Source organism: Amycolatopsis sp. A133 (genome assembly GCF_031082405.1).
Classification (GTDB): Bacteria; Actinomycetota; Actinomycetes; order Mycobacteriales; family Pseudonocardiaceae; genus Amycolatopsis.
In genome coordinates this window covers 308,944-322,737 of the sequence record NZ_JAVHJU010000057.1, presented here as the reverse complement: position 1 = coordinate 322,737, position 13,794 = coordinate 308,944, and the positions used below count along the sequence as shown (strand labels likewise).

Sequence of the window (13,794 nt, the reverse complement as noted above, 5' to 3'; positions counted from 1 at the left end):
GCGGGTACGCCACCCGCAGCGCGATGCCGGCCGGGCCGGGGCCGGCGTCCGCTCCCGTCGCCAAAGACCGATCGTTCTATCCGCTACGCTGGCCGCAGCGAATCCGGAAGGCGGGAGTCCAGTGTCCGAAGCACGAGCGCGGCTGCTCGCCTCGGCGAGCCGGCTGTTCTATTCCGAAGGCCTGCACTCGGTGGGCATCGACCGGGTCATCGCCGACGCCGGCGTCACCCGCGCCACGCTCTACCGGCACTTCCCCAGCAAGGACGACCTGCTGGTCGCCTACCTGGCCGAGGCCGACCGGGCCATCCGCGGGGGGATCGAGGCGGCCCGGGCCGCCGGCGGGCCGCCGGCCGACGTCGTCCGGGCGGTCGCCGGCTCGATCGCGGACGGCATCCGCTCCCCCGGCTTCCGGGGATGCGCGTTCCTCAACGCCGCCGCCGAATACCCCGACCCGGCCCACCCGGTCCACCGCACGGTCCTCGCGCACCGGCAGTGGTTCCTGGACACCGTCACCGAACTGCTCGCCGCCACCGGCGAGACCCCACCCGAGCCGGCGGCCCAGCACTTCGTCATGCTCCGCGACGGCGCGATGGCCGCGGGGTGCCTCTCGGACCCGGCGCCGATCTGCGAGACGTTCCTCCTCGGCGTCGAAGGTCTCCTGAGGTTTCGGGACGCGCCGGTCGCGGCGGAAGTCAAGCGGCGCAGGTGAACGAGCTCCAGGCCGCCACCGGCTCCGGTGCCGCGGGCGCTCCGAGCTTCGTGCCTTTGCGGTAGCCGCCGAAGATCAGCCCGAGCACCAGGATGGCGAGGACGACCAGCAGAATCCACAGCCACCAGGACTTGCGCACGACGTTTCCCCTCGTCGGAGTCCGACCACGCGAGCGAGCACACCGTACCCCCGCTGCTGATTGGCCCGGCGGCGACGTGGGTAAACCTCCCGGTATGACTGCATGGGGCAAGCGGCTCGTCGCCGTGGCGGTGGCCGTGGTGGTGCTGGCCGGCGCGGTACTCGTCGGATCGGCGGTGCACCTGTTACCCCAGCTGCGCAACCCCTTCGCCGAACGGACCGAGGAGCACTCCGGTCCGGTACTGCTGCAGTCGATTGTCGAGCTCTCGCGCTACGAGGCGGCCAGTGGTTCGTTCCAGGTCGTCGTCGACATCAAAACCACTTCGGTCCTGCCCAGCTTCCTCGCGGGGAGCGACACGCTGTTCATCGGCGTCGGCACGGACAACGCGTTCGTCGACTTCTCGCGGCTGAAGGGCGATGCGGTCCAGGTCTCCGACGACCGCCTGTCCGCGAAGATCACCCTGGGCCACGCGCAGCTGGAGCCGGCGACCCTGGACGTGCACGAGTCCCATGTGTACGCCCAGCAGCAGGGCCTGTTCACCCGGATCAACGAGTTCCTGACCGGGAACCCGAACTCCCAGCAGGCGCTCTACGAGCTGGCCCAGAAGGAAATCCAGGCCGCGGCCGCGAAGAGCTCCTTGATCGCCGACGCCGAGCGGAACACCAAGGCGATGCTGACCGGCCTGCTGCAGTCGCTGGGCTTCAAGACCATCACCGTCGACTACGCCGACAGCAACCCCGGCTGACCCGAGCCGCCGCCGACCCGGTGGCGGTGGCCGAACTGCCCACGGCGACCGTCCGGTTCCTGGTACCGGCCGGACCGGGCTACGCGCACACCGGCGCGGCGGACCGGGCGCAGCAGGTCGCGCTGGCCGTCTGGGCGTTCCGGGAGGCCGACACGCGCGGCCTGACCGACGTCGAAGTCCGGTTCGCGGTCGGCGGCCCGGGCCCGGCGCGGGTGGGGTCCGGGCCCGCGCTGGAGATCGTCGGGCGGGTGCTGCGCGACGGCGTCGCGAACGCGAGCCCGGTGCTGCGCGCCTCGATCGGCCGGATCACCGCCGAACTGGCGGACTCCGGGCTGCGCTGGCCCGCGGCGGCGCTGGCGGAACTCGGCGAACAGCTGGACGCGTACGCCGCCCGCAGCGCCCGGCACCGGCTCCATCGGTGCGCGGAACTGCTGGCGGAACTGCCGGCGCGGTTCCGGGCGAGCGGCCCGCCGTCGCTGGTGCTGGGCACGGACGAACCGGCGGAAACGAAGCTGCGCCGGATCCGGCTGACCGCGCTGGGCGCCCGGGTGTCCGGCGGACCGGGCGAGCGCCGGGCGACGGTCTACTTCGCCGGTGACGGCTCGGTTCTGGTGCTGAACTCGCGCTGGGACACCGGCGACGAACCGGTGACCGGTCACGACCTGGGCGGCCGCCGCGTCGCGGGTTCGGCACTGGCGGTGCTGGCCGCGTCGAACGTGGTCTCGGAGACGGCCGTGCGCAGCGCCGGCCGGGCGCTGCGGCTGGGCACGTCCCGGATCGGCGCGATGTCGGTGACCCCGGTCGGCGCGGCCTGGGACGACCTGCCGTCGGTGGTCCGCGACTTCGCGGCCGCGGCCGAACGGCTGGCGGACCTGCCGCCGAAGCTCATCCGCCCGCGCGTCGAGGCCGAAGACGTCGCGGTGGTGGCGATCGCCGAGGTGCGCGAGCTGGGCTACCACCCGGGCGCCCAGCGCCTGGACGCGGTGATCGCGGACGCCCGCGGCGCGCACGCCCGGGTCACGGCCACGCACAGCGGCGTTTGCCCGGGCCGGCTGGACGCGCTGCACCGGGCGCTGGCGTCGAACCCCACCCAGCTGAGCGGCGCGCTCCGCCGCACCGGCGGCGAACTGCTGATCGACCCGCTCGCTGTGCGCACGGAAGCGGGCGTCCTGGTTCCGGACCTGGCCGCCGACGACCGCGCCGGTCCCCTCGGCCCACCGCCCCCACCGGAGGACGACCCGCTGCGCACGGCGTTGGCCGCGGCGGAGTCGGTGCTGGCGGAGGCGGCCCACCGGGGTCTGGCGCACGCACCCCCGACCCTGCGCACCCGGGCCGGCCGGACCGCGGACGAGCTGACCGCGGCCGGCCTGCGCACCACGGCGGCCACCATGCGGGAATTCGCAGCGGGGTGGACTCCGGAAACGTGGACGACGGCGCAGATCCGGGTGCTGACCGCGGCAGAACTCCGCTGACGCCCGCGGGTAATTTTCAGCACGCCGGAATGCGCTTTCCGACACGGGCGGCAGGTGAAACTTTCCTTTACCCGCCTTCGAATCCCGTGCTACAACCCACCGTGCGTCGAGAATTTCCCCGCCAGTGGAAGAGGTTGCGGATGCCGAGGCCCCGATCGTCGTTCCGGACCGTCGTGACCGCTGCGCTACTGGTGCTGGCCGCCGTCGGCGTGCCGCACAGCGCCCGTGCCTCCACGGCGCCCGAGGCGGCGGCCGCTCCCAGTGCCGGCTGCGGCAAAACTCCCACGCTCGCCAGCGGCAAACGCACGATCCAGAGCAACGGCAAGAGCCGCAGCTTCATCCTGAAGCTCCCCGACACCTACGACAACAGCCACCCGCACCGCCTGGCTTTCGGCTACCACTGGCTGGGCGGCACCGCCGAGCAGGTCGCCTCGGGCGGGAGCGACGGTTACGCCTGGGCCTACTACGGCATGCAGTCGCAGGCGGGCAACTCCACGATCTTCGTGGCGCCGCAAGGGCTCAACAACGGCTGGGGCAATTCCGGCGGCGAGGACGTCACCTTCACCGACGACATGATCAGGCTGATCGAGAACGACCTCTGCGTCGACACGACGCAGCTGTTCTCCATCGGGTTCAGCTACGGCGGCGCGATGAGTTACGCGCTCGCCTGCGCCCGGGCGACGGTCTTCCGCGCGGTCGTGGCCATCGCCGCCCCCGGCGCGATCAGCGGGTGCAGCGGGGGCACCCAGCCGATCGCCTACATGGGCATCCACGGGGTGTCGGACAACATCGGCGCCGGACGCGGGCTGCGGGACACGTTCGTCCGGAACAACGGCTGCACACCGCAGAACGCCCCCGAGCCCGCACCGGGCAGCAAGACCCACTACCGGACCGTCTACTCGGGGTGCCGGGCCGGCTACCCGGTCGTCTGGGCCCCGTTCGACGGCGGCCACCAGCAGGGTCCCGTCGACGGCTGCACCGGTTGCGAAAGCGGCGCGCGGAGCTGGGACAAGGCCGAGATCTGGAAGTTCTTCAGCCAGTTCGGCGGCGACCCGGTGCCGCCCACGCCGCCGGTGCAGGTGGGCGTGAACTACTCGCTGGTGGCGGCGCACAGCGGCAAATCGGCGGACGTCAGCGGCGGCGCCACCGCGGCGGGAGCGGCGCTGATCCAGTGGGCGGCGCACAACGCGGCGAACCAGCAGTTCGATTTCCTGGCCTCGGCCGACGGGTACTACCGGATCCGGGCCCGGCACAGCGGGCTCGTGCTGCAGGTCGCGGGGGCCGGCGCGGGTGCCGACATCACGCAGCAGCCGGACGCCGACGCGGCGGCTCAGCAGTGGCGGGTCACGGACTCCGGCGGCGGGGCGGTCACCCTGGTGAACCGGCTGAGCGGCCTGGCGATGGACGTGTGGGGTGCGTCGACGGCCGACGGGGCGCGGATCTCGCAGTACGCCGCCTCGGGCGGCGCCAACCAGCGGTTCCAGCTCCAGCGCGCCTGATCGCGGCCGCTGCCGATCGGAGGGACGAAGATGCCGGATCTGACGCGCAGGCAGGCGATGCGGCTCGGCGCCGCGGGCGTCGGAGCCGCGCTGGTACCCGTCGGGTGGACGGCGACCGCCCGGGCCGGGTCGGCCGCACCCGCGGACGTCCGGGCGGCCGGCGACCTCGCGCTGTGGTACGACCGGCCGTCGGGTTCGGAGTGGCTGCGCGCGTTGCCGATCGGCAACGGCAGGCTGGGCGCCATGGTGTTCGGCAACACCGACACCGAACGCCTGCAGCTCAACGAGGACACGGTCTGGGCGGGCGGCCCCCACGACTACAGCAACTCCCAGGGCGCGGCCGCGCTGCCGCAGATCCGGCAGCTGGTGTTCGGTAACCAGTGGACGCAGGCGCAGTCGCTCATCGACCAGAAGATGCTCGGCAGCCCGGCCGCCCAGCAGCCGTACCAGCCCGTCGGCACCCTCAGCCTCGCTCTTCCGGGCAACAGCGGAGTGTCTTCGTACCAGCGGTGGCTCGATCTCACCACCGCCACGACGGTCGTCACCTACGTCGCGAACAACGTGCGCTACCGGCGTGAAGTGTTCGCCAGCGCGCCGGACCAGGTGATCGCCGTGCGCTTGACGGCGGAAACACCCGGCTCGATTTCGTTCTCGGCGTCGCTGGGTACGCCGCAGCGAGCGACGGCGTCCAGCCCCAGCGGCTCGACGATCGCCCTGGACGGGATTTCCGCGGACAGCCGGGGCATCGCCGGCTCGGTCCGGTTCCTCGCGCTGGTCAGCGCGACCGCCGAGGGCGGGAGCACCAGCAGTTCCGGTGGCACGCTGCGGGTGTCCGGTGCCAACGCCGTGACGCTGCTGATCTCGGTCGGCACCAGCTACGTCGACTACCGGACGGTGAACGGGGACTACCAGGGCATCGCCCGCGCCCGGCTGAGCTCCGCGCAGGCCGTCCCCTACGACACCCTCCGCAGCCGTCACGTGGCCGACTACCAGAGGCTGTTCGGGCGCACCACCCTCGACCTCGGCCGCACCACCGCGGCCGACCAGCCGACCGACGTGCGGATCGCGCAGCACAACAGCGTGACCGACCCCCAGTTTTCGGCCCTGCTCTTCCAGTTCGGCCGCTACCTGCTGATCTCCTCGTCCCGCCCCGGCACCCAGCCGGCCAACCTGCAGGGCATCTGGAACGACCAGATGAACCCGTCGTGGGAGTCGAAGTACACGCTCAACGCCAACCTGCCGATGAACTACTGGCCGGCCGACGTGACCAACCTCGCCGAGTGCTACGAGCCCGTGTTCGGGATGATCGCCGACCTCGCGGTGACCGGGGCCCGCACCGCGCAGGTCGAGTACGGCGCGCGGGGCTGGGTCACCCACCACAACACCGACGCCTGGCGCGGATCCTCCATTGTGGACTTCGCGCAGGCCGGCATGTGGCAGAGCGGCGGCGCCTGGCTGGCCACGATGATCTGGGACCACTACCGGTTCACCGGCGACACCGCGTTCCTGCGCGCCCGCTACCCGCTGCTGAAGGGCGCCGCCCAGTTCTTCCTCGACACGCTGGTGACCGAACCCTCGCTGGGCTACCTGGTCACCAACCCGTCGAACTCCCCCGAGCTGAACCACCACACGAACGCGTCCGTGTGCGCGGGACCGACGATGGACATGCAGATCCTGCGCGACCTGTTCGACGGCTGCGCCGGCGCGTGCCAGGTGCTGGGCGTGGACGCCGCCTTCGCCGACCAGGTCAAGGCGGCCCGGCAGCGGCTGGCGCCGATGAAGGTCGGCTCGCGCGGGAACATCCAGGAATGGCTCTACGACTGGGTGGAGACCGAGCGGAACCACCGGCACATCTCGCACCTGTACGGGCTGTACCCCAGCAACCAGATCAGCAAGCGCGGGACGCCCCAGCTGTTCACCGCGGCGCGCCGGACGCTGGAGCTGCGCGGCGACGACGGCACCGGCTGGTCCCTCGCCTGGAAGATCAACTACTGGGCGCGCATGGAGGAGGGCGCCAAAGCGCACGACCTGCTCCGCCTCCTCGTGCGGACTGACCGGCTGGCGCCCAACATGTTCGACCTGCACCCGCCGTTCCAGATCGACGGCAACTTCGGCGCGACCTCCGGCATCGCCGAACTGCTGCTGCACAGCCACAACGGTGAGCTGCACGTGCTGCCCGCGTTGCCGCCCGCCTGGCCGTCCGGCAGTGTCACGGGCTTGCGCGGCCGTGGCGGCTACACGGTCGGCGCGACCTGGAGCGGTGGCTACGCGACGCAGCTGACCATCACACCCGACCGCGACGGCGACGTCGTGGTCCGCAGCCGGATGTTCGCCGCGGACCACGAAGTGCTCGACACCACGAGCGGCGCGCAGGTCCGGCCGGTGCCCGTCGAGGCGGAGCTGGTGCGGTTCGCGGGCCAGGCGGGCCACACGTACCGCGCGACTTCCACGGGCGGGCCGCCGCCGGTGGTGGAGCCCGGGGTGAACTACCGGCTCGTCGCCCAGCACAGCGGCAAACCGGCCGACATCAGCGGCGGCTCGACGGCCGCCGGCGCGGCACTGGTCCAGTGGCAGGCCACCGGGGGCCTCAACCAGCAGTTCGACTTCCTCCCCGCCGACGGCGGCTTCCACCGCATCCGCTCCCGCAGCAGCGGCTTGGTGCTCCAGGTCGCGTCCACCGCCACGGGCGCGGACATCACCCAGCAACCGGACACCGGCGCGGCCACCCAGCAGTGGCGGGTGACCGACCAGGGCAACGGCGTGGTGAGCGTGGTGAACCGGGCCAGCGGCTTGGCCATGGACGTGTGGAGTGCCTCGACCGCCGACGGCGCGCGCATTTCCCAGTGGACGGTGACGGGGGCCGCCAACCAGCGGTTCCAGCTCCAGCGGGTGTGACGGGGCGGCGGGGTTTCCGGCCGGTGAAAGGGATGCGCTGGCGCACGCCGACCAGCGGCATCAACGCGCGTGATCGGGCGGCGCGGTTTCGGCCCGGTCACGCGCCACCACGGCGAGACCGCGTACCCCGCGCACGCCGACCAGCAGCATCAACGCGCGTGATCGGGCGGCGCAGTCTCCACCCGGTCACGCGCCACCACGGCGAGACCGCGTACCCCGGCACACGCCGACCAGCGGCATCAACGCGCGTGATCGGGCGGCGCAGTCTCCACCCGGTCACGCGCCATCGCGAGCGTAACCAGGCGCAGTTCCCCTCCACCGCGGCTAACCAACCGCCGCACTTTCCCCGCCGCCGCGAGCCACACCCAAAACGCGGCGCACCGCGTCCCTCAGCCATTGATGCCCGCCGTCGGCGGTGTGGCGGGGGTGCCAGGCCATGCCGATCGTCAGCGGGGGCAGGGGCAGCGGGATGTCCAGCAGGCACAGCCCCAGCGCGTGCGCCGCGTCGCCGAGCGGGGACGGTGGCTCGCCCGGCAGCGCCGCCGGTACCAAGCAGACCACGTCACTCGTCGCGGCCAGCGCCATCGCCGCCAGGTGGCCGGGCAGGACGGCGCTCACCCGCCGGCCGAGCCCCTCTTCGGCCAAGGCCGCGTCCAGCGGGCCGGTGAAACGGCCGCGGCGGCTGACCGTCACGTGCCCGGCCGCGGCCAGCCGGGCCGGCGTCAGCGTTCCTTCGGTGAGCGGGTGCCCCGCCCGGACGCCGGCCGCCATCCGCAGCGTCACCAGCTCCTCCACCCGGGTCTCCGGGTCGACGTGGTCGATGGCGCCGATCTCCAGGTCGATCCGGCCCTCGCGCAGGGCGGGACCGGCCTCCCACTCCTCGGCCAGCACCCGCAGCGACACGCCCGGCGCCTGGCGGCCGGCCAGCCCGAGCAGCCCGGGGGCCAGTGCCGCGCCGACCAGGTCCGAGGCCTGGACGGTGAAGGTGCGCCGCAGCACGGCGGGGTCGATCCCGCCGCTCGGGGTCAGCAGCGCCTCCAGCCGGCGCACGACCGCGGCGGCCTCGTCCCGCAGCGCCTCGGCACGGGGCGTGGGCACCATCGCCTGACCCGCCCGGACCAGCAGCGGGTCCTGGAGCACCCGGCGCAGCCGGGCCAGGGTGCGGCTCATCGCCGCCGGCGAGGTGCGCAGCCGGGCGGCGGCGCGGGTGACGCTCTGCTCGGCCAGCAGGGCGTCGAGGGCGAGCGCGAGGTTCGCGTCGAGGTTCGGGCTGGTCACCGGCGTTATTCCGTTTCGGGCAAGGATCGGATGCTGAAGTTCCCATTGTGGCAATGCGGCCCGGGTCCGCACGCTGGAGGGGTCATTCCGCTCCGATACAGAACCGCGAGGTTTCATGATCGTCATCACCGCACCCACCGGGAACATCGGCCGGCACCTGCTGTCGCTGCTGGTCGAGGCCGCACCCGCGCACGGAGAGGAACTCCGCGTCGTGGTGCGCGATCCCGCCCGGCTACCGGGGCCCGTGCGCGAACGGGTCGAGGTGGTCACCGGCTCGCACGGTGACGCCGTCACCGCCGACCGCGCCTTCGCCGGGGCCGACGCCGTCTTCTGGCTGGTGCCACCGGACGCCTCGACCACACCCGAGGAGGCCTACAGCGGCTTCACCCGCCCGGCCGCGCGGGCGTTCGCCGCCCACGGGGTCGGCCACGTCGTCGGCGTCTCGGCCCTCGGCCGCGGCACCCCCTTGGCCGGCCGGGCCGGGCTGGTCACCGCCTCCCTGGCCGTGGACGACCTGATCGCCGGCTCCGGCGTCGCCTACCGCGCGCTGGCCAACCCGTCCTTCTTCGAGAACCTGCTGGAGGAGGCCGGTTCGATCCGGGAGCACGGCGTCTTCACCGACACCGTCGCCGCGGACCGCCCGGCCCCGCTGGTGGCCGCCGCCGACATCGCGGCCACGGCGGCCGGGCTGCTGCTGGACCGCTCCTGGACCGGCACCGGCAGTGTCCCCGTCCTCGGCCCGCAGGACCTGTCACCCGACGACCTGGCGCGCATCATGACCGAGGAGCTGGGCCGTCCGGTCCGCTACCGGCGCCAGCCGCTCGGTGAGCTGCGCTCGGCCCTGCTCGCGCACGGCCTCGACGAAGAGTTCGTCGAAGGCATGGTCGCCATGAAGCGCGCCAAGGACGAAGGCCTCGACGCGGGTGCCGTCCGCTCGCCGCACGCGATCGCGGCCACCACGTTCGCGCAGTGGTGCGCGCACACCCTCAAGCCCGCCGTTCTCGCCGCACCGGAGGCCGCTGATGCCCGCTGACGCCACCGCCTCGCCCGTCACCGCGTTCATGCTGGTCAAGACCACCCCCGAATGGCTGGCGAAGACCGTGGCCGAACGCATCGAGGCCTTCACCACGCAAGTCGTCCCGGTGGTCGAAGCCCGGACCCGCGGCGTCCGTTCCCGCTTCTACGACACGGAGTTCTACTCGGCGCGGGTGACCGACGTGTGGGTCTGGGAGGCCGACGACCACGACGCCTACCGGCTGCTGATCGACGCGCTGCGCGAGACCCCGTTCTGGGACCGCTACTTCGAAGTGGTGGATTTGCTGGTGGGCGTGGAAAACGGCTACGCACGCACCTACGACGTGGCGCCGGTGGCCACCATCGCCACCTGAAAAATACCGCCATGGCCCTGCCACCCGGTCGCCACCCGGGTGGCAGGGCCATTTGTTCGCCTTTCAAAAGAAGGCGCGCCCCAGCGCGGCCATTGCGGATCGGCCGGGAATTCTCGCGGGTTCTTGATCGATTTCCGCGTCGAATCGACAATCGCCGTCTCCCGCAATCGATCGGACGCTCGAAATTCGCGGGACCGGGACACGGCCGTGATCGGCGCATCAACCTTGGACGCCGCTGCACTCTTTAGTAGGCTTCGAGCCGGGACAGCCTCGATCGGCTGTGGGCAGCACGTGCCGCGGAGGCAGCACGTTTCTTGGGGGATGCGATGGGATACGTCGGCGTGGGGGTCCGCCTGTCCGCGCGCAACGTCTTCGTCACTGCCGTTTCCGGTCCCGTGTCACGCCCGATCTGCCAGACTGTCGGCGTGGACGAGATGGTGTGCGCCGAACTGGTCGAGCGGGTCACTGAGTACCTCGAGGACGTCCTCGGCGAGCAGGACCTGCTGAGGCTGAACCGGCATCTGGCCGTCTGCGACAGCTGCGAGAGCTACGTCGCCCAGGTGAAGGCCACGATCCGCGTCGCGGGGAACCTCCCCGGCGACGGGCTCGACGCGGACGCCGAAGCCGGCCTCGTCGAAATCTACCGGTCCTGGGTCGCCGAACGAGACAGAGACCGGTGATCGTCGTGGACGTCCAGGCACTGCGCCGAGGCGACGAAACCGCCTTTCTGAGCCTGGTGACGGCCTACAACCCCGTTCTGCTCCGGCTGGCCATGGTCTACTCGCCCACCCGGGCGGTCGCCGAGGAAACCGTCCAGGAAACCTGGATCGCCGTGCTCCGCGGCATCGACGGGTTCGAGGGCCGGGCGGCCCTGCGCACCTGGATCTGCCGCATCCTCGTCAACATCGCCCACCGCCGATCCGCCGCCGAGGTGCGCAGCCTGCCGTTTTCGAGCTTCTCCAACAACCACGAGGACTCCCCCGCCGTGGCCCCCGACCGCTTCCTGCAGTCGGGCCCCTACGCCGGTCACTGGGCGAGCCCGCTGCCGGACTGGTCGAGCGTGCCCGAGCACAAGCTCCTGTCCGACGAGCTCAAGGGCGTGGTCGCGGACGCCATCGCGCAGCTGCCCGAAGCCCAGCGCATCGTCATCACCCTCCGCGACGTCGAAGGGTGGACGAGCGAGGAGACCTGCGAGCTGCTCGAGCTGGAACCGGGCCACCAGCGGGTCCTCCTGCACCGGGCCCGCAGCCGCGTCCGCGCGGCGCTCGACCGGTACCTCGTCGCCGAGGTGGCCGAAGAGTGAGGAATGCTCACCCAAAGTAGTGAGCAGCCCGCTGTAACGAATGTCCGGTTCGCTCCCTCTGGAACTGCGCAGTCTGAAAGTTGCCGCGCGCAGCGGCCCTACCTGGAGGGGTGATCATGACCGCCACCGATGACGTGACCCGGTCGCAGCCGCCGGCCGAAGCGAAAGGAGCCCGGGCGTACCTGAAGGTGGTGAAAACCCCGGGGATGCCCGCGTGGACCTTCGTGGTCCTGTGCCAGCGCCTGCCGATCGCCATGTCGCCACTGGCGCTGGTCTACCTCGGCCACCTGGCCGGGTCCTACGCGCTCGGCGCGCTGCTCGCCGGCGCGTTCGCGTTCGCCGAAGCGATCGCGGCGGGCGTGATGGGCCGCCGGTTCGACCGCCGGCCCGCGGGGCCGGAACTGCGGCTCGTGCTGGCCGTGCAGACGGTTGTGCTGATCGCGCTCGGCGTGGCCGCCATGGTCTCGCCGGGGTGGCTGCCCGCGTGGGCGATGATCGCGCTGGCCGCGATCGCGGGCGGGGTGGCGTCGGGGGCCCACGGGGGCCTGCGGGCGCTGCTGGTGCGGACGGTCGACTCCTCGGCGCACCACGCGGCGTTGAGCCTCGAAGCGACCCTGACGACCTTGCTGTGGGCGATCGGTCCCGCGGTGGTCGGCCTGATCGCGCTCGTGTCCGGCCAGGCGTGGCCGATCCTGGTGATCGCCGCCATCGCCGCGGTCGGCGCGCTGGCCTCCGTCCTGCTGAAGGACACCGGCGTCGCCCGTGACGAGAGCGGCGGCGAGCAGGCCGACGTCCGGGTCTGGCGGCTGAGCTGGCCCGCCCTGTTCCAGGAGGGCGCGGTCATGCTGTGCGTCGGTGCCGCCTACACCGGCCTGCCGTCGCTGCTGGAACTGGTCGGGACCGACGCCGGGATCGCCGGCCCGGTGCTGGCCGTCTTCGCCGTGGCCGGCCTGATCGGCGGCCTCGTCTACGGCAGCCGCAAGTGGCCCGGCGCCTACCGCAGCCAGAGCTTCGTGCTGGTGCTCGCGGTGACGGCGGTCGTGGCCGCCGCCGTTGTCAGTCCCACCGCCGCGACGATCATCGGGTTGATGATCCTCTCCGGCCTGGCCGGCACCCCGGCGCTGACCGCCCGGGCCGCCGGCATGCAGGAACTGCTGCCCGAACGCGTGTGGGCCACCGGGTTCTCCGGTCTCTACGCCGCGGGCGGGGTCGGGTTCGGCGTCGCCGGGCTCGTCGTGGCCGCGCTGCTGGAGCCGATCGGCATCCGCGGGTCGCTGCTGGTGTGCGTGGCGGTCGCCGCGCTGGCCGCGGTGGTCAGCGGTGTCGCCGAAGCCCGGAAGGCGGCCCGCCCGGCCGGCGCGGCGTGAGCGCCGTGCCCGTGCCGGGCCACGACGGCCGGCACGGGCACGGGAGGCGGCGACCACGACCTGACCGACCGGCACCGGACCGATTCCACCGAACGGACACTCGAACTTCTCTGGGGGAAGCAATGACGTCCCAGCTCATCCGTCCCGCGGCCTTCACCCTCGTCGCCCCGGCCCACCACCGGGTGGCTCCGGACCCGGCCCCGCCCGCCGCGGCCGATCCGGCCCCGCCCTGCGCCTTGACCCTGCTGGGCGGCTTCCACCTCCACCTCGACGGCCACCCGGTGGCCCTCGGCCCCAACGCGCAGCGGCTGCTGGCGGTCCTCGTCTGCCTCGGCAGGCAGGCGCCGCGCTCGACGGTCGCCCAGCTGCTGTGGCCGGACAACCGCACCTCCCGGGCGCACGCGAACCTGCGCACCACGCTCTACCGCCTGCAGCGGGTCCTGCCCGATCTGGTCCTGTCCAGCAAGACCGACCTCCGGCTCGCCCCGGCGGTCGGGGTCGACATCGAGCAGATCCGGACGACCGCGATCTCCCTGCTGACCGCCCACCCGGACGATCCACTGTGGACGTCGCGACCGGACTGGGCCCAGTTCACCGAGGATCTGCTGCCCGCCTGGGACGACGAATGGCTGGCCGACCACCAGTTCAGCTACCGGAGGATGCGGCTGGACGCGCTCGAACGGCTGTCGGCCCTCTTCGTCGGCAATGGGCTCCACGGTGCCGCGGTGCAGGCCGCGCTCGCGGTGCTGCAGGCCGACGAGCTCCGCGACACGGCCCACGAAACGCTGATCCGCGCCTATCTCGCCCAGGGCAACCGCAACGACGCCATCGTGCAGTTCGGCACCTACCGCAGATTGCTGCGGGACGAACTGGGCCTGGAACCACCGGAAGCGCTCGACCGGCTCTTGTGGAGCCACGCCGCCTGAGCCGCGTTTCCCGTCTCCACCGCTACTGGGCCGCGTCCACCGGACGCGGCCCAGTCGCCTGTCACGGCGGCAC

The 13,794-nt window shown here is 72.5% G+C and carries 13 protein-coding genes; 11 read left to right on the top strand and 2 right to left on the bottom strand.

Going from position 1 to position 13,794, the window contains the following annotated elements; all coding sequences use genetic code 11:
* The first annotated feature begins 121 nt into the window (after window positions 1-121).
* Window positions 122-709, top strand: coding sequence for a TetR family transcriptional regulator (locus Q5425_RS33920; protein WP_308676438.1), 588 nt, complete (start codon window positions 122-124; stop codon window positions 707-709).
* Here the strand turns inward: Q5425_RS33920 and Q5425_RS33915 are convergent.
* Window positions 693-848 carry a hypothetical protein gene (locus Q5425_RS33915; protein WP_308676437.1) on the bottom strand — a complete coding sequence of 52 codons (156 nt, stop codon included), beginning with the start codon at window positions 846-848 and terminating at the stop codon, window positions 693-695. The two genes, Q5425_RS33920 and Q5425_RS33915, sit on opposite strands and share 17 nt — an antisense overlap.
* Window positions 849-942: 94 nt before the next feature.
* On the opposite strand from Q5425_RS33915, the gene Q5425_RS33910 reads away from it, so the two are divergent.
* The 4 genes from Q5425_RS33910 to Q5425_RS33895 all read left to right on the top strand — a co-directional run bounded on the left by Q5425_RS33910 (window position 943) and on the right by Q5425_RS33895 (window position 7,459).
* Window positions 943-1,593: a DUF4230 domain-containing protein gene (locus tag Q5425_RS33910; protein ID WP_308676436.1), complete on the top strand. Its 651-nt coding sequence runs from the start codon at window positions 943-945 to the stop codon at window positions 1,591-1,593.
* Window positions 1,594-1,619: 26 nt separating this feature from the next.
* Entirely contained in the window at window positions 1,620-3,065 is a 1,446-nt protein-coding gene (locus Q5425_RS33905; RefSeq protein WP_308676435.1) for a hypothetical protein, read from the top strand.
* 140 nt (window positions 3,066-3,205) lie between these two features.
* Window positions 3,206-4,564 carry an RICIN domain-containing protein gene (locus Q5425_RS33900; RefSeq protein ID WP_308676434.1) on the top strand — a complete coding sequence of 453 codons (1,359 nt, stop codon included), beginning with the start codon at window positions 3,206-3,208 and terminating at the stop codon, window positions 4,562-4,564.
* 30 nt (window positions 4,565-4,594) lie between these two features.
* Entirely contained in the window at window positions 4,595-7,459 is a 2,865-nt protein-coding gene (locus Q5425_RS33895) for a glycosyl hydrolase family 95 catalytic domain-containing protein (protein WP_308676433.1), read from the top strand.
* A gap of 324 nt (window positions 7,460-7,783) precedes the next feature.
* On the opposite strand, the gene Q5425_RS33890 is transcribed toward Q5425_RS33895, so the two are convergent.
* Complete coding sequence (locus tag Q5425_RS33890) at window positions 7,784-8,737, bottom strand: LysR family transcriptional regulator (protein ID WP_308676432.1); 954 nt, start codon at window positions 8,735-8,737, stop codon at window positions 7,784-7,786.
* A 115-nt stretch (window positions 8,738-8,852) separates the two neighbouring features.
* Between Q5425_RS33890 and Q5425_RS33885 the strand changes: the two genes are divergently transcribed.
* The 6 genes from Q5425_RS33885 (at window position 8,853) to Q5425_RS33860 (ending at window position 13,721) form a co-directional block, all read left to right on the top strand.
* The gene (locus tag Q5425_RS33885) at window positions 8,853-9,770 is read left to right on the top strand and encodes an NAD(P)H-binding protein (protein ID WP_308676431.1); all 918 of its coding nucleotides are present in this window, start codon (window positions 8,853-8,855) and stop codon (window positions 9,768-9,770) included.
* Window positions 9,760-10,125, top strand: coding sequence for a darcynin family protein (locus Q5425_RS33880; protein ID WP_308676430.1), 366 nt, complete (start codon window positions 9,760-9,762; stop codon window positions 10,123-10,125). The genes Q5425_RS33885 and Q5425_RS33880 overlap by 11 nt, the downstream gene beginning before the upstream one ends.
* Window positions 10,126-10,559: 434 nt before the next feature.
* Window positions 10,560-10,805 carry a zf-HC2 domain-containing protein gene (locus Q5425_RS33875; protein ID WP_308676681.1) on the top strand — a complete coding sequence of 82 codons (246 nt, stop codon included), beginning with the start codon at window positions 10,560-10,562 and terminating at the stop codon, window positions 10,803-10,805.
* Window positions 10,802-11,428 carry a sigma-70 family RNA polymerase sigma factor gene (locus Q5425_RS33870; protein ID WP_308676429.1) on the top strand — a complete coding sequence of 209 codons (627 nt, stop codon included), beginning with the start codon at window positions 10,802-10,804 and terminating at the stop codon, window positions 11,426-11,428. The genes Q5425_RS33875 and Q5425_RS33870 overlap by 4 nt, the downstream gene beginning before the upstream one ends.
* Before the next feature lie 116 nt (window positions 11,429-11,544).
* On the top strand, window positions 11,545-12,795 hold the full coding sequence (locus Q5425_RS33865; protein WP_308676428.1) for an MFS transporter: 1,251 nt from the start codon (window positions 11,545-11,547) through the stop codon (window positions 12,793-12,795).
* A gap of 122 nt (window positions 12,796-12,917) precedes the next feature.
* The gene (locus Q5425_RS33860; RefSeq protein WP_308676427.1) at window positions 12,918-13,721 is read left to right on the top strand and encodes a BTAD domain-containing putative transcriptional regulator; all 804 of its coding nucleotides are present in this window, start codon (window positions 12,918-12,920) and stop codon (window positions 13,719-13,721) included.
* The last annotated feature ends 73 nt before the right edge of the window (window positions 13,722-13,794 follow it).